We start from the raw sequence: 19452 nt of genomic DNA, 5'->3' as shown, positions 1-19452 counted from the left end.
TAGGGGGATTCAACATGACAACAGAGAAAACGAATGTAGAGAGCTTTGATTTAGACCATACGAAAGTAGTGGCACCATACGTACGACTTGCCGGTACGAAAACAGGAGCGAAAGGCGATGTCGTAACAAAATACGATATCCGCTTCAAACAGCCGAACAAAGCACATATGGAAATGCCGTCATTGCACTCTTTAGAGCATTTAATGGCTGACCGTATCCGCAATCATAGTGAAGATGTCGTTGATTTATCACCGATGGGCTGTCAAACAGGCTTCTACTTGGCATTACTGAACTACAATGACTATGACGGTGTCTTAACAATTATCGAAAATACGTTGCAAGATGTGCTGAAGGCAGAGTCTGTTCCGGCATGTAATGAAGTGCAATGCGGCTGGGCAGCAAGCCATAGCTTGGAAGGCGCAAAAGCATTGGCTGAAGAATTTTTAGCCGGCCGCGCTGAGTGGCATATCGTGTTCGGTGAATAATTGATGAAGCAAGTCTCCTGTGAGCGTAATCTCGCGGGAGGCTTTTTAATGTTCTAATAAAAGGTCAAATTGTTCTAATATATCTTGGAAACTTCTAATAAAAGTGCGATCTTCTAATATAACGGATAGATGTGCTAATAAGTCCTCCAGTTGTTCTAATATCCCCCGCAGAAGTTCGAATACTTTCCCCGAAGTTCTAATATATGTCCCAACTGTTCTAATAAAATCCAAAACCGCCCCCAGGCAACCGGAAAAGCATCCACCTAACTCGGGTTATTCTAATAAACCCCGCCAAAGTTCTAATAACCGATCTAACTCTTCTAATATCCATCCCTAATCTTCTAATAAAACCAGCAACCCGAACCCGACCTATGAATTTCAGGAATGTAACGTATTCTTTTTCACTATTTTATTTAATGAAAGGAAAATTGTATACTGACATAGGAAATTTGTATCTGAATTTTGTTTATTTTAGTGAGTATTATTTCATGGGAATTTTATAAAACTGAACGAGTCTTTAGTAATTACTTGAAAGGATGATTTAAGAAACAGTCTGCAAAAAATGAAATACATTTTACAAACTTAATAAGGAAGGAACATGTAATTTGTTTAACTTTAAAAATCTCAAACCAAAACTCATATTTGCATTTGCATTATTTTTATTAGTACCATCCATTGCGATTGGTGCGACTGCCGCATTTATAGCAAAAGGTACTATCAAGGAAGAGTATTACAATACGATCGACAAAAACTTAGGATTACTCAATACAACGATTAACAGTTTAATGGAAGATAAAATGGAGAATGTCGACTTTTTATCGAACGAAATCCGAAGCAGTGAAGAGATTGAAAAAATCTTGAATCAATATGTTGAACTGAACGGAGACGTGGAATCAGCCTTTCTTGGCAGAGGAGATGGATCGGTGACAATTGCGCCGTACATGGCAATGGATAAAGACTTTGATGTTACGGACCGCGCCTGGTATCAGGATGCCATCGCCAACAATGGACAGGCGGTAATTTCAGATCCCTACATTTCTACGAGCAGTAATAATGTAGTTGTAACAATTTCGAAAAGCGTTGCCGGCGGGGTAGTCGGTATTAACTTGAAATTGAGCCATATTGCCGAAATTACAGGCCAGATTAATGTCGGTGAAGAGGGCTATGCAGTACTGCTTGATAGAAACGGAGAATATATCGTTCACCCGGAAGAGGAGACAGGTACTGCCTTAGGTGAATCGTTTTACGAAGTATTTTACAATAATGACGCAAGTATGATTGAGTACGATTATTTCGGTGATGAAAAAGTAGTCCGCTTTATTACGAATGAACTGACGGGCTGGAAATTAGGCGGCAACATGTATCTTCAGGAAATTGATGATGCCGCAGCCCCGATTGTTAAAGCAACCATTATCGTTATTATAATAACGGTTATTGTCGGTGTGCTATTCATCTTTATTCTGATCCGTTCGATTATTAAACCGATTGCGGAATTAAAAGAAAAAGCGATGATGATCAGTGACGGCGATCTGACGCAAACGATTGAAGTGAAAACGACTGACGAAATTGGACAGTTGGGACAAGCGTTCGCGGATATGCAGGAAAGCCTGAAATCCCTCATCCAAAAAATTGAGCAAAATGCGGAACTTGTCGCTGCCTCAGCAGAACAGTTGTCGGCGAACTCTGAAGAGACGACTGCTGTGACACAGGAAGTTTCTACTTCGATTCAGCAAGTATCGGTAAGCGCGGAAAAGCAAAAGGACAGTGTCGATACAAGTGTCCATGCATTCGAGGAAATAACGGAGGGTGCGGTACAAATCGCGAATTACTCGGCGCAAGTTTCAGCCCTGACAAACGAAACGACGAAACAGGCCTATGATGGCGGTCAGTCTGTTGAAAATATCGTCAATCAGATGAAATCGATCCATCAGTCGGTCATTGCATCCCATCAAACGATCCAGTCATTAAATGAACGTTCAAAACAGGTAAATTCGATTTTAAATATTATTACAGGAATTGCTGAACAGACAAACTTGCTTTCATTAAATGCCTCGATTGAAGCGGCACGAGCAGGCGAACACGGGAAAGGTTTTGCGGTTGTCGCCAATGAAGTGAAACAACTGGCAAACCAGTCCCATCAGTCAACGAAGGATATTTATGAAATCATTTCAGCAATTCAGAATGACACGGGAAATACGGTCTCGATTATGGACCGCATTTCGCACGAAGTAGAAAACGGTGTGGAAGTTTCCAACGAAGCATTGGCGAAGTTCTCTACGATTATCGAAAGCATGGAGCAAGTAACACCGCAAATAGAGGAAGTATCGGCAACAGCACAGCAAGTGTCTGCGTCGATTCTCGAAACATCTTCCAGCGTAAAAGAAATGGCATTATTTGCGCAAGACAATGCTGCGATTTCAGAAGAAGTAGCCGCATCTTCGGAACAGCAGCTCATCGCCATTGAAGAAATTTCATCATCAGCACAAGCTTTAACGGAACTGGCACAGGAATTACAGCTCGTTATCGCGAAATTTAAATATTAAACAAAAGGCATCTTCTAGTTGGGAGATGCCTTTAAATAGGTAGAAAAGTTCGCGGAAAAGGTTAAAATAGGCTAAATTGAAGTGGAGTAAATTTGATTTCAGAAGGGGAAGGGTACAATGAAAAGCGCAAAACCATTTTTAATGTTTCAAGGCGGTGTTGCAGAAGAAGCAATGAACTTCTACACATCCGTGATCGAGGACGCGGAAATTACGAGCATTGTCCGCTATGGAGCAAATGAAGGCGGAGACGAAGGAACAGTCATGCAAGCGACTTTTTCGATTAAAGGCCAGGAATTTATGTGCATTGACAGTAATTTGAAACATGAATTTGACTTCACACCGTCATTTTCTATTTTTATTACATGTGATACAGAAGAGGAAACCGACTATCTGTATGAAAAACTGCTTGAAGGCGGCCATCCGCTAATGCCAATCGGGGATTACGGGTTCAGTAAGAAGTTCGGCTGGCTCAATGACCGTTACGGCGTGTCATGGCAGATTAATTTAGCTTAATGAAATGAGCCGGGTGTCATGCGTTGATTGATACCCGGCTTTTCATTTTCTAATAAAGGTCTGAGTTGTTCTAATATATTTTAAAATCTTCTAATAAAAGTGAGATGTTCTAATATAAGTATCGGTTGTTCTAATAAGTCTGTCATATGTTCTAATATCGTCCACTGATCTTCAAATATCCTGCCCGGATGTTCTAATAAACGCTCAAATCTTCTAATAAAATCGGTAAGCCGGTGAAAACAGTTCTATATAAATAAATTGTTCTAATATAACCCGCGAAAGTTCTAATATCCGCACCAATTCTTCTAATAAAATCGATATACCAATACAAAAAATTCTCTAGCAAAAAATTGTTCTAATAACCACCCCAGAAGTTCTAATAACCCGCCCAAATGTTCTAATAACTACCGAAAATCTTCTAATAAAACCGCCCCCAACCCCAGCGACTCACCCCGCATTAAGCATCCCGCCAAACGCCCGGTTTCTCACCATCACTTTCAGCAAACCATAGCCTAAAATTGCACCCGCAAACGAACTCATCATAAAGGCCGGGACAAAACCGAACAGCGCCGCTTCCTGACCTAAAAATAATATCGCAATCGGATAAGTAGCCATTGCACCAAGCAACCCTGTCCCGACTACTTCACCCAAAGCGGCAAACGCCAGCTTCTTCGTTTTCGCAAACAACAATGCCGCGAGAAGAGCACCAATCATGCTTCCAGGGTAAGCAAATAGACTGCCTGTCCCCATCAAGTTTCTTAACGTCGATGTAAGAAACGCCTGCAATACCGCATACCATGGACCGAGAAGTACGGCCGAGACGACATTGGCAAAATGCTGTATCGGAAAAATTTTCGCGAATCCTAATGGGATATACACCATACTGCTGAGAATCGTTGTAATCGCTGCTATAATCGCGGAGTATGTAAGCTTTCTCGTTTTATTCATTTCAACCATCCACCCTTTACAAATAAATTTTTGCAACAAAAAAACCACTTTCAATGAAGAAAGTGGTATCGTAGCCTATAAAAAAATAAAAATAGGGAATCGACACTACTTTCCTACGCTAGTATTACCTAGATCAGGTGCAAAGGGTACTTCTCAGCCAAAAGGCGCCCCTAGTAGTTTGACGAGCAGATTATCTGCTTCCAATATTAGGTTAATTTCACAATAATCATAACATGACCACTTCACAATGCAAGCACTTTTTTGAAACTTACTCCCTTTGACCGAGTGCATTCACTGCTCATATCCGCCGCCATAATTAGCGGGCTGGGCGTGCTGCCAAGGGTTTGGCGGACCGATGAAAGTATTAGGTCGGACAGGTGCAACTGCCTGCTGCCACAGATTTTCATTCATGCCATAAGTATGGGCCATAATATTTGCCGGTGTCAGCTTAAGCAGGTCGGAACCTAAAATCACTTCCGGTGTCGGAGCATTAAAAATGGCTAGCAGATGCGTATTATTTTGCGTAGCAACTTCATAATGCCACCAGCCTTGAGGAACGTTTGCCACTTGACCGGGGCCAATCGGAAAATGCAACAGCTGTTTCGTGAATGGATTCAAGATCGAAACAATCGCCCTTCCCGTAATACAGTAAACAAGTTCCGCCGCATTTTGATGATAGTGCGGCTCAATGACATTATTGGCACTCAAATAAATATCGAGCAGCGATATATTATCCAGCGTATTCAACTGGTTCACGCCAAGCAGGTTGATAAAATTATGCTGATCTTTAACAAACAATGCATTTTTATTAATATCGAATGTAAACTGCGGTTGCGCCGCTGTATAATCATGATTCGAATTCAATCGTTCACCTCTTTTATTATTGCTGTTAAAGTATGCAAAAAATTACCTTTTCGTGCCTATAAGGAAATAATCCAAGTGAAAATTAACAGACACAATGTAGGACCACACATAAAAATTTCTCCAAAGTGGGCAGCCATGACTCGTTCATAACTTAGCTCAGCTTTACGGAAACCGAAGAAATCCCCATGATTAATTATATAAATAAACGTACTCATCACCATGAGTGCGGACATAACAGATGCACTGATCGGCAAAGTAGTGACGTAGTACGGATTGCCGCCAACATCCATATGGAGTGGAATATTCCACTGCTTACTCAAAATAAAACTTCCGATGACGAGAATAAAAAGAATAAGCGAAATATTAAACGGATGTTTCCGGTAATCGATCAGCTCCAGCATTTTCTTTGTTTTCCCTTTATACTGCCAATCTGCATCATCTTCTACCCGTTCACCTTGCAGAATGAAAATGATGCCGGCTATCATGCTCCCCGCAAGTATATACCACTTCAATAACTTAAAAAGCAGCGACCAGCTATAAAACGGTGCAAGCAAAAGAGGAAGAATGATGAGGACGATTAACCATTTATTAACCGGATAATTCGCCATAAGCCATCTGTTCAAAGCGTCTCGATTATCAACTGTCCGTGAAGTTTCACGGTACGCAGTGAAACGGCTCATGACAAATGCGCCTGCTACAATGACTAACCCGATTGCGAAAATTACATAAGAAGCCTTCGGATAAATCGTGACATTATCATAATTAAAGATGATCCAGTTCCCGCTGATGGCGGTAATCAATATCCCGATAAACATCATATATAAAGCGAAGTTCCTCATCCATCCACCTCCAATTTATATATTCTACGACGACAGGCTGGAAATAGTTTCAATACAATGCATCTCGAAAACTTCTAATATCGTCCTGCATTGTTCTAATAAATAAAAAAATGTGCTAATAAAAGTGCGAACTTCTAATAAATCAGTGAGTAGTTCTAATAAACAGCCGCCATCTTCAAATAAAGCACTCCGATGTTCTAATACCCTGCGAACATTTTCTAATAACCATCTCAACGATTCTAATAAAAGCACAAAAGCGACCACACACTCCTACTGTGCAGTCGCTTTTTTCAAAATAAGCTGCAGTATTTCATTGGCACAAATCGCATCCGCATCAGCTGTATGATGGTTAAGGAGCGGAATGTTATACGTTTCGGCAATGACATTCAAATTATTTTTCGGGCTGTCCAAATACTTGCGTGCAAGCAGTACCGTACAGGCAGCCGGATTCGTTGGACGAATGCCATTCCTGAAAAACTCGAGCGCGAGAAAGCTGTACCAGTCAAACCCGATATGGTGACTGACAATCGGCATATCACCTAAAAAATCTTTAAAGGCGCGAATGACTGGGGAAATCGTTTGCTCATCTTTCACGCGTTCATTCGTAATCCCGTGAATATGTGAATTTTTGATCGGTTTTTCTGGATTCACAAACCGGTGAAAAAGGTCCACCGTCTCTCCGTTACGTATTTTCAGCGCAGCGATTTCCACGATTTTATCACCCCTGGCAGCAGAGCCTCCCGTTGTTTCAATATCGACGACAACATATTCAGGTGAATGCTCCAACAATTCCACCATCTCCGCAACCTTTAAGCGCGGGCTGTATGTTGTAATAAACTTTCTCAAATACTGCGCCGCGAGCTTCGTATTGTAATAATGACCATAGCGTGTTCGAGCAATATAACCGTGCTGCTCCAGTTCATCAATTGCTTCTGGCACATAACTTGCGGCCAATTCTTCCCGTTTGGCAAAGCCCACAATCGAGCATGTAATCATGATGCGAATATGCAGTCGTTCAATGTCCATAAACTTCACCTCTCCACTGGAACGTTTGTTCTATAATTGAACCATACTTAAACGTAATAATAAATAAAAAGCTGACTACTGCCGTAACAGCAATCAATTATCAGTCGATATCCTTCATTACCCCAAATAGGAAGGAAGTTTTTCCTGCGAATAAACAGGGAACGGATTACCAACAATGTTACTCATATAAAAGGAGATGGATGGAATGACAAACTCGGTACCGAAGGAAGAAGGGCTAGACAACAGCTTGAGCCTTTTGAGGGAAGGTTATCTTTATATTTTAAACAGGCGTCAAAGCTTCCAGTCAGACGTATTTGAAACGAGGCTGCTAGGAAAAAAGGCGATTTGTATGGGCGGGAAAGAAGCAGCGGCTGTTTTTTACGACAACAGCAAATTCAAAAGAGAAGGTGTTGCGCCAAACCGTGTAGCCGAAACATTGTTTGGGAAAAAGGGTGTGCAAACATTGGATGGCGATGCCCATAAGCACCGTAAACAAATGTTCATGTCGCTCATGTCCCGAGAGCGACTTCAAATACTGAATGAAATCCATGCGAAACAATGGGAATACGCATTAGACAAGTGGCAGCAGATGGACGAAATCGAACTATACGAAGAAACTTTGGAAATTATGTGCCGTACTGCCTGTGAGTGGGCGGGTGTGCCGGTGGAAGAAGAGGAAATCAAGAAACTGGCGGACGATTTACGGGCAATGTTCGAATCGGCAACGGCTGTCGGACCGTCACATTGGGCGGGAAGACATGCGCGCAACCGGGTGGAAAAATGGATAGGTGAACTGATCGACGAAGTACGCGATGGGAAATTAAGTCCCGAAGAAGGAACAGCATTGCACGAATTTTCGTGGCATCGGGATCTGGAGGGGAATCTCCTGGACACAAAAGTCGCAGCTGTGGAAGTCATCAATATTTTACGGCCGATCGTCGCGATTTCTGTTTACATCAACTTTTCGGCGCTTGCTGTTCATCATTACCCGGAAGAGCGTGAGAAGCTGAAATCCGGTGACGGGAAGCTGGCGCAGATGTTTGTGCAGGAAGTGCGGCGTTTTTATCCGTTCTTCCCATTTGCCGCAGCAGAAGTGAAGGAGCAGTTTACATGGAACGATTACACGTTTGAAGAAGGAACATTAACATTGTTGGACCTGTACGGCACAAATCATGACACGAAGATTTGGGAGAACCCTGACGTATTTGCGCCGAGCCGATTTGAAAACTGGGATGACAGCCCGTTCAGCTTTATCCCGCAAGGTGGTGGTGACCACTATTTAGGCCACCGCTGTGCTGGGGAATGGGTAACGATCGAAGTGATGAAAGTGAGCCTCGATTTTTTAGTGAACCGAATGACGTATGATGTGCCGGAGCAGGATTTGAGCTACAGTAAAGTAAGCATTCCAAGTCTCCCAAGCAGCAAAGTAATCATCAAAAATGTTCAGCGTCAATAAAATAACTTCGGTAAAACTTGCAGCCAATCGATACAACGGCTGCAAGTTTTTTATTTGTTTACAATGCAGAAATTTGAACTGTAACTTTTTTGTAACGCTTTCCATAGGAGTTGGCTATATAATAAACTTATTCCAGAAAACGGTTAAAGCCAGCGTTAGTTAGGGGTGCGTATGCACATGAGAAAAGGCATTGGATGGATAACGATTTGTATGATCACATTGCTTGCGGGATGCGATCTTGTAAAATCTCCAAATGAGTTGATTACTTCACCACAGCAGCAAGACGAGCAAAAAAGAAATCTGGAACAACAGCTAAAAGTACTGTTGCCACCTTCCAGTGAACTCGTCACACCGGTGCAAAACGACCAAAATCAATCTGTTTTTATCGAGGATCTGGATGGTGATGGACAGCAAGAGGCCATTGTCTTATACAAAAATCCGCAACAGAAATCGCAAGTACATGTCATGGTTTTACAAGAAGAAGATAATGAATGGCACGAAACGGCGAAGGTTGAACCAAATGGGCAGGCAATCGATTATTTTGGTCTCCATGACTTGGATAAAGACGGTGTAATGGAAGTAGTAGTCGGTTTAGGCGACAGTGAGTTTGAAACGAAAAAACAGATGATGATTTATGTTTGGCAGGACAGGACCTTGAAAAAGACGGTCGAACGCAGTTATGAAGGGCTTGATATTTCACATTACAATACGGATGAAAGATTGGAACTTCTACTTGTGGATGGGGAAAGAAGAGCTTCGTATACCGCTGAATTATTTCACTATGAATTGGGCGATTTAGTGTCCTTATCTGCAGTTTCTTTAAACAGCTATGCATTTCATCAGCAGATAAAGAGTGGAAAACTAAATGACGGGAATCATGCATTATATATCGATAGCGCAATCGGCGTGAACGCGATGCTAACTGAAATTATTGCTTATGACGGAACAACACTGATAAAAGTAGGTGCTAAACATGGCGATCTCGCATTCAAAGCGCTGCCATTATACAGTACGGATTTGAATAATGACGGCATAATGGAAGTCGGTGAAACCTATTTGCCGGAAGGATGGGGAGAAGAGGATTCAACTGAAACCCCGTACATCGTGCGCTACGTTACCTATTCCATCAACGGTACTTCTAAAAAAGTAACAGAACGGGCTACCAACCTTGAACATACTTTTTATATAGATATTCCGGAAAAATGGCACGGAAAACTGACCATTAAGTCGATAGAAAACGGCATACAACTTGTATCAATTGCAAACAATGATCTGCTGTTTGAAGTGAAGTGGGTGAATAAAGAAACACCCAATTCCGCTCATACAATAGTAGAAGAAACGAAAGACATGATTTATTATACGACGATAGAAGAACACCCGGATTTTCCTGTTGAATCATTTCATTTGGAACAATACGAGTTGTAAGCGAGGGCAAATATGACAAACATCCTAGTAGTTGAAGATGAACTATCCATTCGCAGTTTTGTCTCATTAAGTTTAAGAAAGAAAGGCTACGAAGTGACGGAAGCCGAATCAGGCGAACAAGCATTACAGTTATTTCAAAATAGAAGTTTCGATGTTGTATTGCTCGATTTAATGTTGCCGGGAATCGATGGATTTACAGTCTGCCAGGAGATCAGGAAAGTAAATCAAAAAGTAGGCATCATTATGATTACGGCCAAAACACAAGAGAAGGATAAACTAGAGGGCCTTGTAATAGGGGCAGATGATTATTTATGTAAACCATTTAGTCTGCAGGAATTGGAAGTGAGAATTTTTTCGCTTCTACGGAGAATAAATGTCGCTGACGTGGCAACACCCAATCTGACCGATTTGCTGATTTCCGGACACTTTAAAATGGATGTGAAAAACAATCAATTTTACTGTTCTGATGAGGTAGTGAAGCTTACACCGACTGAGTTCTCTCTTCTGCATTTTCTAATGGCACATCCAAACGAATTGTTTACAAGGGATGAGTTATTGGATGCGGTATGGGGCGAAAACTATGTAGGCGAGTTAAAAGTAGTGGATGTCAATATAAGACGGATTCGCCAGAAAGTCGAAAAAGATCCCTCCTCCCCAATGTATTTATGTACTGAATGGGGACGCGGATACCTTTGGAAGGTTAACGAATGAAACGGAAAGTCATTCTTTATTTCATGATTATCATCATTTTGACGTTAAGTCTTGTGATGGCGGTATTTTGGGGTGCCATGACAAAGTATTATTACCAAGGAATCGCCAATACGTTTGAACAGCATGTGGAAACGATCCATCCTAGATGGGCCAATGAAATGGAGCTGACATCTGACAGAATAAAAGATTTCAGTGACTTCATTATAAAAAGCTTTGCGTTTGATGGTGCGGAACTGCAGCTTTTAAATAGAGATGGTGAACGGATTCAATCTTCTACAGGATTTTATGAAGACATTAGCTATCCGGTTGATTCGAATCTCTTTTCTTCCTTTAGCCCCTATTATGAAAAGGAAGAGTTCGAGCAGACGGAAGAGAAAATTTTAGCCACGTATATCCCGCTGATTCTGGAAGGGAAAGTAATAGGCGTACTCCGTTATTCTACATCCTTAACAGAGACCGATCTTCTCATTCAAAGCCTGTTAGGATACGGCATCTTACTTTGTCTCGGGGTTGCGGCAATTGTTTTTCTTGTAGCCCTCCAGCTTGCCCAGTCAATTGTGAAGCCATTTAATGAAATCATTCAATTTACAGAGACAATGGCGAAAGGTCACTTCGAGAAAAGAATTAAGGAAGAGTATCCGGATGAATTAGGCGAAATGTCAAAAACGCTGAATTATATGGCGGATGAGATTGTTAAAACGGATCAGCTGAAAAATGATTTCATCTCTTCAATTTCGCATGAACTTCGGACACCGCTTACTGGAATAAAAGGGTGGGCTGAAATGCTGGAGTCCCCGGAAGGATTAACGGAAAAGGAAATCAACTTTGGTTTACGGATGATCAACAGTGAATCCGACCGCCTCATCAAATTGGTGGAGGATCTACTGAACTTCTCACGGTATGAGTCCAATCGCATTGAGCTGCACCCGACAAAGTTTGCCTATGCGACACTGGTCGAAGAAGTGGCATTACAGATGCAAAGTAAAGCGAATGAAAAAAATATCAGCATGGTGCTTAACACTGCGCCAGTTTCAATTTACGCCGATGTGGATAAAATCAGGCAAGTTTTATTGAATACTCTTGAAAATGCAATTAAATTTTCGCCTCATGACAGCAAAATCGTGATCAAACAGTACGAGTCGAACGGGAAGGCGATTTGCATGATTCGGGATAAAGGAATTGGAATAAAGGAAGAGCAGTTACAGCATATTATGAATTCTTTTTATAAAGCTGATGTGAAATCCGTTGGTGCCGGCCTTGGGTTAGCGATTTCACGCACGATCATTTTAAAACATGTCGGGACAATTGAAGTAAACAGTGCATACGGAAAAGGTACGGAAGTTTGTATTGAATTGCCGTTGAAAAGTAGCCTGGAATAGAGAGAAGGAAAACAACATGAAGAAACTTGTAGGAATGTTTACGGCCTGCTTATTGCTGGCCGGCTGCGGTACCGAAAGTGAGGAGCAAATAAAAGACAAGGTCATTGTAGCGATAGAAAATGGGGAATATGAAGAAGCGTTAACATTGATCGAGGAAAATAGCATAACCGATGAAAAGACGAAAGCTTTATCTACACAACTTCAGGAATTTGAAGAAGTGAAGGATGCAAAGAACCAGGCCGATTGGGACCGTGTTTTGGAAAAAGCACACCCGCTGCTGGATAATCCTGAATTGGACAACAGTTTGAAAAAAGAGCTGGAAAACATGATTGCTGAAGCCGAAACGGAAATTAATAATAGCATCAGAGAAAGCTTTGAACAAAATTCCGCAAACGGGGATGAAGAGGGAAACCCACCTCCTGGAAAACCCGAAGATCCTACTGCCAGCTTGAAGGAAAAATACCTCGCTAAATTAGCGGAAGTAGAAAAAAGTGTGAAAGAATATGATGGAGTTTTTGATCAAGGGATTCAAGTCGAAATGACAGCAGCCCAGGGAGAAATATTCTCGAAATGGGATCAGCTTTTAAATGAAATTTATTCTGATTTAAAGAAGACTTTGCCACCGACAGACATGAGTAAACTAAAAGAAGAGCAGCGTGACTGGCTCGAATATCGCGACGAAAAGGCAACAGAGGATGCTTTACAATATAAAGGCGGATCGATGGAAACTTTGCAGTACGTAAGCACTCAAGCACAGTTAACAAAAGAGCGTTGTTATGAATTGGTCGATTTATATATGAAATAGGGCTGTAAGGTGAACTCTTTACAGTCTTTTTCTCTTGGAAGTTCTAATAAAATCTAATAAGTTCTAATATCCGATAAAATCTTCTAATATAATGCGGAAGTGCTAATATAATAGCCAGATGTTCTAATAACCCGGTCAGAAGTTCAAATAAACCTCTCGAATCTTCTAATAAGCCACCGCGATTTTCTAAAATCCACTACAAAACTTCTAATAAAAACCGCACACTTCAAAGCAATTTACCAATAATCCAGAGAAAATGAAGTCTGTTCCCTCTAACACCCGAAAGTTCTAATAACCTGACCAGATCTTCAAATAAACTCCGCGAATCTTCTAATAACCCACCACCATTTTCTAATATCCACCCCAAACCTTCTAATAAAATTCCACCCTTCATTCGAATTAATTAATCATCCACCGAACATAATAAGCAGTATACAATAATCCAAATTAACATTGATTCTTCAAATAGAATGATTTAATATGATGTACAAATAAAATTTAGAATATTTAGAATAATAAATGTTGGAGATGATAAAAAAATGGAAGAGTCCAAGCCTTGTAATGCATCGAGAGTTATTCGTTCAAGTCGGGTATTCCCGAATGATTTCAATAATCATAATACGTTGTTTGGCGGCAGGCTGTTGAGCGATATGGATCAAGTCGCCTCCATATCTGCGGCAAAGCACAGCAGGCGGGAATGTGTCACGGCATCGGTTGATACTGTAGAGTTTTTAACCCCAATCCGTCCTGAAGAAGCTGTTACATTTGAGTCATTTGTCGTTTGGACAGGGACGAGCTCGATGGAAGTGTTCATCAAAGTACATGCTGAAAATATGCGTACAGGGGAAAGCAAGATTGCGGCGATTTCCTATTTTACATTTATAGCGCTTGATTCGGCAGGGAAACCTACTAAAGTTCCACAAGTTTATCCGGAAACAATTGAAGAACGCTATTTATATGAAAAATCCAAACAGCGCACGAATTTCCGTAATGACAAGCGGGTTTTCAATAAAGAAACAGTGAGCTATCTCCGAAAAAATCATGAATGGATGCCATAACCCTATTCATTCAAAGGAATCACCAAGAAAATTACATTTTTGACGCTTTCATACATTACTTCAAAATAAGCGACTTCTTATTCAGTCATCCGTATTGGTTTGCTGCTTCTTTAGGATAGCCTACTTTATTATTTAATAACCCCATCAGAAGTAACAGCCATCTTTTATCTCCACGATCCCCCTCACGTCACATGAGCCATCTATTAAAAAACAAAGGGGAGAGCAGAATGAAAATTTTCGATGCGCATTTTCATATTATTGATTACAACTTTCCGATAATCGAAAGTCAAGGATATATGCCGCCAAGCTTTGACACAGCAGCTTACAATAAGGAAACAAAAGATTTACCGATTCAAGGCGGGGCTATTGTTTCCGGCTCATTTCAAGGATTTGATCAGACGTACTTACAGCATTCACTGAAGCAACTCGGTCCCGAATTTTGTGGGGTTACGCAATTGCCCTATACGGTGACGGACGAAGAAATTGAAGCACTGCATAAAAGTGGAATCAGAGCATTGCGCTTTAACATTAAACGCGGAGGTTCAGAGGATTTATCGAAGCTCGATTATTTTGCAAGACGCGTGCATGAACTCGTCGGCTGGCATAGTGAGCTGTATATTGATGCGAAAGAGCTGCCTGAAATTGCTGCAACGATCGAGAAATTACCGGCAATCTCTATTGACCATTTAGGGCTGTCCGAAGAAGGGCTGCCGTATTTACTGAAGCTGGTCGATCGAGGAGTTCGTGTGAAAGCGACCGGGTTTGGCCGGGTTGAATTGGATGTAAAAAAAGCGTTGAAAGAAATATACAGCATTAACCCGGATGCACTAATGTTTGGCACCGACTTGCCATCTACCCGTGCAAACAGGCCGTTTGAAGTTGCCGACATTGCACTCATCCAGCAACTTTTTGATGAACAGGCCAGCGATAAAATTTTATATGGGAATGCGCATAGCTGGTATTTTGGCCATTAAATAATTTTTCGAACTAAATCATGAAACACATATTCTATTCATTATACAGAAATAGTAAAAATATGAATTAAAATGTTTTAATGTAGCAAAATAAGGGTATATACTACTCAATGTATTCTAATGAGGTGAACTTATGAAGGGAAAATATTTTTCCAATATTGTATTTAGTATTTCTGCAATATTTATTTTAATTTGTGTTATTTTGGGGATTGTGGCACCCGAAGCTTTTAGTAATGTTGCTACATATTTATTTGGTTTAACAACCGATTATTTCGGTTGGTTTTATTTACTGTCTGTATTTATTATTATTGTATTCCTTTTAGTACTGGCTATTTCCAAGTACGGGAAAATCCGTTTAGGCGGGAAAGATGCAAGACCGGAGTTTAAATTCCATACGTGGATTGCATTGTTATTTGCGGCAGGTTTAGGGATAGGCCTTGTATTCTGGGGTGTAGCCGAGCCGATGAGTCACTTTTTTAATACGCCATTCAACAATGTAGAAGCGCAGACTACCGAGGCTGCACGACTTGCAATGGGCTATGCTTTTTTCCATTGGGGCATTAGTCAATGGTCCGTATTCGCAGTGATTGGACTAGTTATGGCATACATGCAATATAATAAAAAGAAGAACTTATTAATTTCTACAGCGTTAGAGCCTGTCACAGGAACAAATCGCGGAATTAAGAATACCATTGATATTTTAGCCGTAATCGCTACTGTCATGGGTGTTGCCACATCAATCGGTTTAGGGGTATTACAAACAAACGGTGGTTTGAATGCCGTATTTAATGTTCCAATTTCGATTTGGGTGCAGGTAGCAATCATTATTGTAGTATTTGTCGGTTATATGGCGTCTTCTTTAACCGGTTTACAGAAGGGGATTCGCATACTAAGTAATCTCAATATGTATCTGGCATTTATTTTATTACTATTTGTTTTTGTTACAGGCCCTACAGTATTTATATTAGAAAGTTTTGTATTGGCAATCAGTGATTATATTACGAACTTTGTACAGTACAGCTTACGTTTACAGCCATACGCTGGCGGGACATGGGTGAAGGATTGGACGATTTTCTACTGGGCATGGGCCATTGCTTGGTCGCCATTTGTAGGTTCATTTGTGGCACGTGTATCAAAAGGCCGTACTATCCGTGAACTTATTGTTGGTGTATTAATCATTCCACCGCTAATTTCTTGTCTCTGGATTGCAGTATTTGGCGGTTCTGCACTTTACTTTGATTTAAATAAAGGTACAACGATTGCCGAAGCGGTTGATACAGACTTAACGGTCGCATTATTTATGATGCTCGATCAGTTGCCGTTAACGACAATCGCATCGATTCTTGGGATTGCCTTGATCTTCATCTTCTTGATCACATCTTCTGACACGGCAACATTTATTATGGCAAGTATGACTTCAAACGGAACAATGGATCCTAGTAATAGGTTAAAGGTTATCTGGGGTGTATTAATTGCTGCGATAGCAGGGGTTCTGTTGTTTTCCGGAGGACTTGAAGCATTACAGACAGCATCGCTTATATCAGCACTGCCGTTTACAGTCGTCATGCTATTACTAATTGTTTCATTCATTAAAATGATCCGACATGAGGTGCCCCCCGTTACAAAACGGGATGCACGTCGCTATAAACGCATCATGGAACAAATAGAAGAATTTGACGAAAAAGACTCGAAAAAAATTAACGATAAAAAATAATTCATAAAGGACCGTGCGCAACTTACTTCTATAGGCTGCGTACGGTTTTTTTAAAATTTCTTCGGATTTCGAAAAAAATTGAATAGTTTTTTAAAATATAGTTTAAATAAAAATGGTGCGGGTAATTGTTAGGTGAACGCCAAAACACAATCGTAGGAGGAATTACAAAATGAGTGAAATGAATAACATTAACAAGAAACTTGATGAATTATCTCCAGAAAAAAAAGATCAGATTTTAGAAAGCTTTTCAACGTTCAAAAGCTATTTGAACGACCAGCTTGCTAAAGGTGAACGACTAGGTTTGAGCGATGACATGTTGGCAAAAGGCGCCAAGTTTGTAGCGGATCATTTAGCTAAAAACGAAGAACCTCGAAACAGTGAAGAAAAAGTGCTGCAGGAATTATGGAAAGTAGCAGACGAAAGCGAAAAGAAAGCATTGGCAAGTGTGTTAGTGAAAATGGTACAAGCAGATTAATTCATTGGACCTGAGTTTAATAGAATCCAATGTTACAAATAAACGCAAAAGCTGATGTTACAGCTTTTGCGTTTTCATGTTTTCTACACTTTAAATTGATTGATCTGTTCTTGGACTCCGACAGCGCCTTCGCTCAATGATTGGGCGACATCGTTAATTTCCTGCATGGTAGCAGTCTGTTCTTCAACTGCCGATAGAACAATGCCAATCTCACCTGCAGCACCGTTAGCTGCATGGGCCATCTCAGCGACAGATGCCGCAACTTCCTCAGTACTTGCAGAGATTTGTTCGGACGATGCAGAGACTTCCTGAATTTGAGCAGTCATATCTGTGATCGACCCGACAATATGATTAAATGAAACTTGCGCATTTTGTAAGTAGATAACACCTTGATCAACGTTTTGAACCGTTGCATTGACGCTTTCTTCAACTTCTCTCGTATCTTCCTGAATCGTCGATGTTAAGCCGGCAATTTGTGATGCCGAGTTTTTCGACTGCTCAGCCAGTTTGCGCACTTCGTCAGCGACAACGGCAAACCCTTTACCATGTTCTCCGGCACGGGCCGCTTCAATTGCCGCATTAAGAGCAAGCAGGTTTGTCTGGTCTGTAATATCCGTAATCACTTTCGTAATGTTTTCGATTTCGGCAGATTGTCTGCTCAGCTGCTTAATTTTTTCTTTTGTTTCATAAGAAGACTGCTGAATGACTGACATTTGCTGTTCAGCTGTGTGTAGCGTGTGACCGCCTTCTCCTGCGATTGTCTGCATATCCATTGCATGTGAGTTCAATACTTGCGCGGCTTCAGCGATTCGGCTTACACCTTGAGCTGTTTCATCCATTGCGATTGCACAATCATTTCCGATTGCTGCCGCATGACTACCGCCTTCAGCAACGGTTTCCACACGTTTTGCGATATCAGCGGAAGCAGCCGACACTTCATCGGTACTGCTCGCAAGCTGTTCAGAAGCTGCTGTTGTACTAGAAACATTCAGCGATACATTATTGATTAAGTTGGCAAGATTGGCTTTCATTGCATTAAAGGCAGTCGCAAGCTCCTTAATCTCATCTTTTGATTTGACCTGAACATCTTCCTCGCGTAAATCACCGTTCGCAATCACATTTGCCGCATGTGTTAATCTGCGTAACGGGCGGGTAATGCTGGCTGTAATTAAAACACCTAAGCATGATGCCAGTAAAATCCCAATTACAGAAACGGTAATCATCATCGTTTTACTAATACCTGCACTTGCTGTAGTTTCATCACTTGTCGTATTCATTTGTTCCTTTTGAAAATCAACCATATTGTTGATAGTTTGCAGGATATTGCGGTTTGTTGGTACAGCAAACTCAAATAGCATATTAGTGGCTTTTTCGATCTCATCGCTATCCACATAGTCAATAATTTGAGATACATAATCATTATATAAAACTTGATTTTCTTTTAGAGTAGCGATTTGTTCCTGCATTTCAGCGGTTCTGAATAATCCTTCGATGGCGCTGACTGTATTTGAAATCGTCTCTCTTTGAGTAGTAAGGCTTTCTAAATCAGCTGGGTCCTGGCGTAAAACATAAGAGCGGACATACAGCCCTTGTAATGATGTTGCATTTTGAATTGCCGAAAGTTCCGTTACTTTATATACTCGATCTTCTATTACGAACGAATAATCCTCATCAATTTCAGTCATTTTCATGACAGAAAAAGCTGAGAGAAAAATAAGAATCAAAACAACGATACCAAAGCTCCCGAACAATTTCTTTCCAATTTTCATAATTTAATTTTCCTCCGAATGTCATAGTTGATATATATTTATAACTTCGGTTTAAATCTAAAGTACTTAAGACTAATTTATAGTTAGATTTTGTAGTTATTTAGACTAAAAAAGAAGTTTGCAGAATAAGGGTTGTTTATGATGCATTAAGCACAATATTTTGACATATGACAGTTTTGGGTATGGGGTGGATTTTCTAATAAAGTGCCGGGATGTTCTAATAAAGTGAAAAGTTTTCTAATAAAAGCCGGAAGTTCTAATATAAGTGCCGATTGTGCTAATAAGTATCCGGAATGTGCAAATAAAATCAGTGAAAGTTCTAATATCATGTTGTGATGTTCTAATATCAGGTACAACTCTTCTAATAAAACATGAAAGCGTATCCCGCAACGTACTAAATAAGCAAAGAACCTCTCTACCGGAAGACAATGTAAAGGAAACTTCTAATAAACGTAACCGATGTTCTAA

The 19452-nt window shown here is 40.7% G+C and carries 17 protein-coding genes and 1 riboswitch; of the genes, 12 read left to right on the top strand and 5 right to left on the bottom strand.

Annotated elements, in window-relative coordinates:
• Nucleotides 1-14: 14 nt before the first annotated feature.
• From MKY71_RS14215 to MKY71_RS14205, 3 genes are all read left to right on the top strand, one after another.
• Nucleotides 15-485, top strand: a complete 471-nt coding sequence (locus MKY71_RS14215; RefSeq protein WP_079524304.1) for an S-ribosylhomocysteine lyase — start codon at nucleotides 15-17, stop codon at nucleotides 483-485.
• 605 nt (nucleotides 486-1090) lie between these two features.
• Nucleotides 1091-3028, top strand: coding sequence for a methyl-accepting chemotaxis protein (locus tag MKY71_RS14210; protein ID WP_340733046.1), 1938 nt, complete (start codon nucleotides 1091-1093; stop codon nucleotides 3026-3028).
• A 117-nt stretch (nucleotides 3029-3145) separates the two neighbouring features.
• Complete coding sequence (locus tag MKY71_RS14205) at nucleotides 3146-3541, top strand: VOC family protein (protein ID WP_339195738.1); 396 nt, start codon at nucleotides 3146-3148, stop codon at nucleotides 3539-3541.
• 447 nt (nucleotides 3542-3988) lie between these two features.
• Here the strand turns inward: MKY71_RS14205 and thiW are convergent, their stop codons facing one another.
• The 4 genes from thiW to MKY71_RS14185 form a co-directional block, all read right to left on the bottom strand.
• Nucleotides 3989-4489: an energy coupling factor transporter S component ThiW gene (gene thiW / locus MKY71_RS14200; protein WP_339173071.1), complete on the bottom strand. Its 501-nt coding sequence runs from the start codon at nucleotides 4487-4489 to the stop codon at nucleotides 3989-3991.
• A gap of 93 nt (nucleotides 4490-4582) precedes the next feature.
• Nucleotides 4583-4671: riboswitch (TPP riboswitch) on the bottom strand.
• Between the two features lie 109 nt (nucleotides 4672-4780).
• Nucleotides 4781-5353, bottom strand: coding sequence for a cupin domain-containing protein (locus MKY71_RS14195; protein WP_340733045.1), 573 nt, complete (start codon nucleotides 5351-5353; stop codon nucleotides 4781-4783).
• A 56-nt stretch (nucleotides 5354-5409) separates the two neighbouring features.
• Entirely contained in the window at nucleotides 5410-6192 is a 783-nt protein-coding gene (locus tag MKY71_RS14190; protein ID WP_340733043.1) for a nucleotidyltransferase, read from the bottom strand.
• Nucleotides 6193-6462: 270 nt separating this feature from the next.
• Entirely contained in the window at nucleotides 6463-7218 is a 756-nt protein-coding gene (locus tag MKY71_RS14185; RefSeq protein WP_340733041.1) for a 3'-5' exonuclease, read from the bottom strand.
• Nucleotides 7219-7423: 205 nt separating this feature from the next.
• On the opposite strand from MKY71_RS14185, the gene MKY71_RS14180 reads away from it, so the two are divergent.
• From MKY71_RS14180 to MKY71_RS14140, 9 genes are all read left to right on the top strand, one after another.
• Nucleotides 7424-8674, top strand: coding sequence for a cytochrome P450 (locus tag MKY71_RS14180; RefSeq protein ID WP_340733040.1), 1251 nt, complete (start codon nucleotides 7424-7426; stop codon nucleotides 8672-8674).
• 177 nt (nucleotides 8675-8851) lie between these two features.
• Complete coding sequence (locus MKY71_RS14175) at nucleotides 8852-10099, top strand: FG-GAP repeat domain-containing protein (protein ID WP_340733039.1); 1248 nt, start codon at nucleotides 8852-8854, stop codon at nucleotides 10097-10099.
• 12 nt (nucleotides 10100-10111) lie between these two features.
• Nucleotides 10112-10810, top strand: coding sequence for a response regulator transcription factor (locus tag MKY71_RS14170; RefSeq protein WP_339173051.1), 699 nt, complete (start codon nucleotides 10112-10114; stop codon nucleotides 10808-10810).
• Entirely contained in the window at nucleotides 10807-12189 is a 1383-nt protein-coding gene (locus tag MKY71_RS14165) for a sensor histidine kinase (protein ID WP_340733038.1), read from the top strand. The genes MKY71_RS14170 and MKY71_RS14165 overlap by 4 nt, the downstream gene beginning before the upstream one ends.
• 16 nt (nucleotides 12190-12205) lie before the next feature.
• Nucleotides 12206-12994 carry a lysozyme inhibitor LprI family protein gene (locus MKY71_RS14160; RefSeq protein ID WP_340733037.1) on the top strand — a complete coding sequence of 263 codons (789 nt, stop codon included), beginning with the start codon at nucleotides 12206-12208 and terminating at the stop codon, nucleotides 12992-12994.
• Nucleotides 12995-13533: 539 nt separating this feature from the next.
• Nucleotides 13534-14052, top strand: a complete 519-nt coding sequence (locus MKY71_RS14155; RefSeq protein WP_340733036.1) for an acyl-CoA thioesterase — start codon at nucleotides 13534-13536, stop codon at nucleotides 14050-14052.
• 227 nt (nucleotides 14053-14279) lie between these two features.
• Nucleotides 14280-15026, top strand: coding sequence for an amidohydrolase family protein (locus tag MKY71_RS14150; RefSeq protein WP_340733035.1), 747 nt, complete (start codon nucleotides 14280-14282; stop codon nucleotides 15024-15026).
• Nucleotides 15027-15159: 133 nt separating this feature from the next.
• Complete coding sequence (locus MKY71_RS14145; RefSeq protein ID WP_339173040.1) at nucleotides 15160-16740, top strand: BCCT family transporter; 1581 nt, start codon at nucleotides 15160-15162, stop codon at nucleotides 16738-16740.
• 169 nt (nucleotides 16741-16909) lie between these two features.
• The gene (locus MKY71_RS14140; RefSeq protein ID WP_079524255.1) at nucleotides 16910-17215 is read left to right on the top strand and encodes a DUF3243 domain-containing protein; all 306 of its coding nucleotides are present in this window, start codon (nucleotides 16910-16912) and stop codon (nucleotides 17213-17215) included.
• Between the two features lie 83 nt (nucleotides 17216-17298).
• On the opposite strand, the gene MKY71_RS14135 is transcribed toward MKY71_RS14140, so the two are convergent.
• Nucleotides 17299-18984: a methyl-accepting chemotaxis protein gene (locus MKY71_RS14135; RefSeq protein ID WP_340733034.1), complete on the bottom strand. Its 1686-nt coding sequence runs from the start codon at nucleotides 18982-18984 to the stop codon at nucleotides 17299-17301.
• Between the last annotated feature and the right edge of the window lie 468 nt (nucleotides 18985-19452).

It is taken from the genome of Solibacillus sp. FSL W7-1324, assembly GCF_038008025.1.
Taxonomy (GTDB): domain Bacteria; phylum Bacillota; class Bacilli; order Bacillales_A; family Planococcaceae; genus Solibacillus.
The sequence above is the reverse complement of the archived record's forward strand: the minus strand, read 5'-3'. Positions and strand labels throughout refer to the sequence as shown.

Bases quoted from the DNA above. Each gene is read 5' to 3' on its own strand.
- MKY71_RS14215 (WP_079524304.1), top strand. From the start codon at position 15: ATGACAACAGAGAAAACGAATGTAGAGAGCTTTGATTTAGACCATACG.
- MKY71_RS14135 (WP_340733034.1), bottom strand. From the start codon at position 18,984: ATGAAAATTGGAAAGAAATTGTTCGGGAGCTTTGGTATCGTTGTTTTG.
- MKY71_RS14160 (WP_340733037.1), top strand. From the start codon at position 12,206: ATGAAGAAACTTGTAGGAATGTTTACGGCCTGCTTATTGCTGGCCGGC.
- MKY71_RS14190 (WP_340733043.1), bottom strand. From the start codon at position 6,192: ATGAGGAACTTCGCTTTATATATGATGTTTATCGGGATATTGATTACC.
- MKY71_RS14155 (WP_340733036.1), top strand. From the start codon at position 13,534: ATGGAAGAGTCCAAGCCTTGTAATGCATCGAGAGTTATTCGTTCAAGT.
- thiW (WP_339173071.1), bottom strand. From the start codon at position 4,489: ATGAATAAAACGAGAAAGCTTACATACTCCGCGATTATAGCAGCGATT.
- MKY71_RS14185 (WP_340733041.1), bottom strand. From the start codon at position 7,218: ATGGACATTGAACGACTGCATATTCGCATCATGATTACATGCTCGATT.
- MKY71_RS14140 (WP_079524255.1), top strand. From the start codon at position 16,910: ATGAGTGAAATGAATAACATTAACAAGAAACTTGATGAATTATCTCCA.
- MKY71_RS14180 (WP_340733040.1), top strand. From the start codon at position 7,424: ATGACAAACTCGGTACCGAAGGAAGAAGGGCTAGACAACAGCTTGAGC.
- MKY71_RS14150 (WP_340733035.1), top strand. From the start codon at position 14,280: ATGAAAATTTTCGATGCGCATTTTCATATTATTGATTACAACTTTCCG.
- MKY71_RS14165 (WP_340733038.1), top strand. From the start codon at position 10,807: ATGAAACGGAAAGTCATTCTTTATTTCATGATTATCATCATTTTGACG.
- MKY71_RS14205 (WP_339195738.1), top strand. From the start codon at position 3,146: ATGAAAAGCGCAAAACCATTTTTAATGTTTCAAGGCGGTGTTGCAGAA.
- MKY71_RS14170 (WP_339173051.1), top strand. From the start codon at position 10,112: ATGACAAACATCCTAGTAGTTGAAGATGAACTATCCATTCGCAGTTTT.
- MKY71_RS14175 (WP_340733039.1), top strand. From the start codon at position 8,852: ATGAGAAAAGGCATTGGATGGATAACGATTTGTATGATCACATTGCTT.
- MKY71_RS14145 (WP_339173040.1), top strand. From the start codon at position 15,160: ATGAAGGGAAAATATTTTTCCAATATTGTATTTAGTATTTCTGCAATA.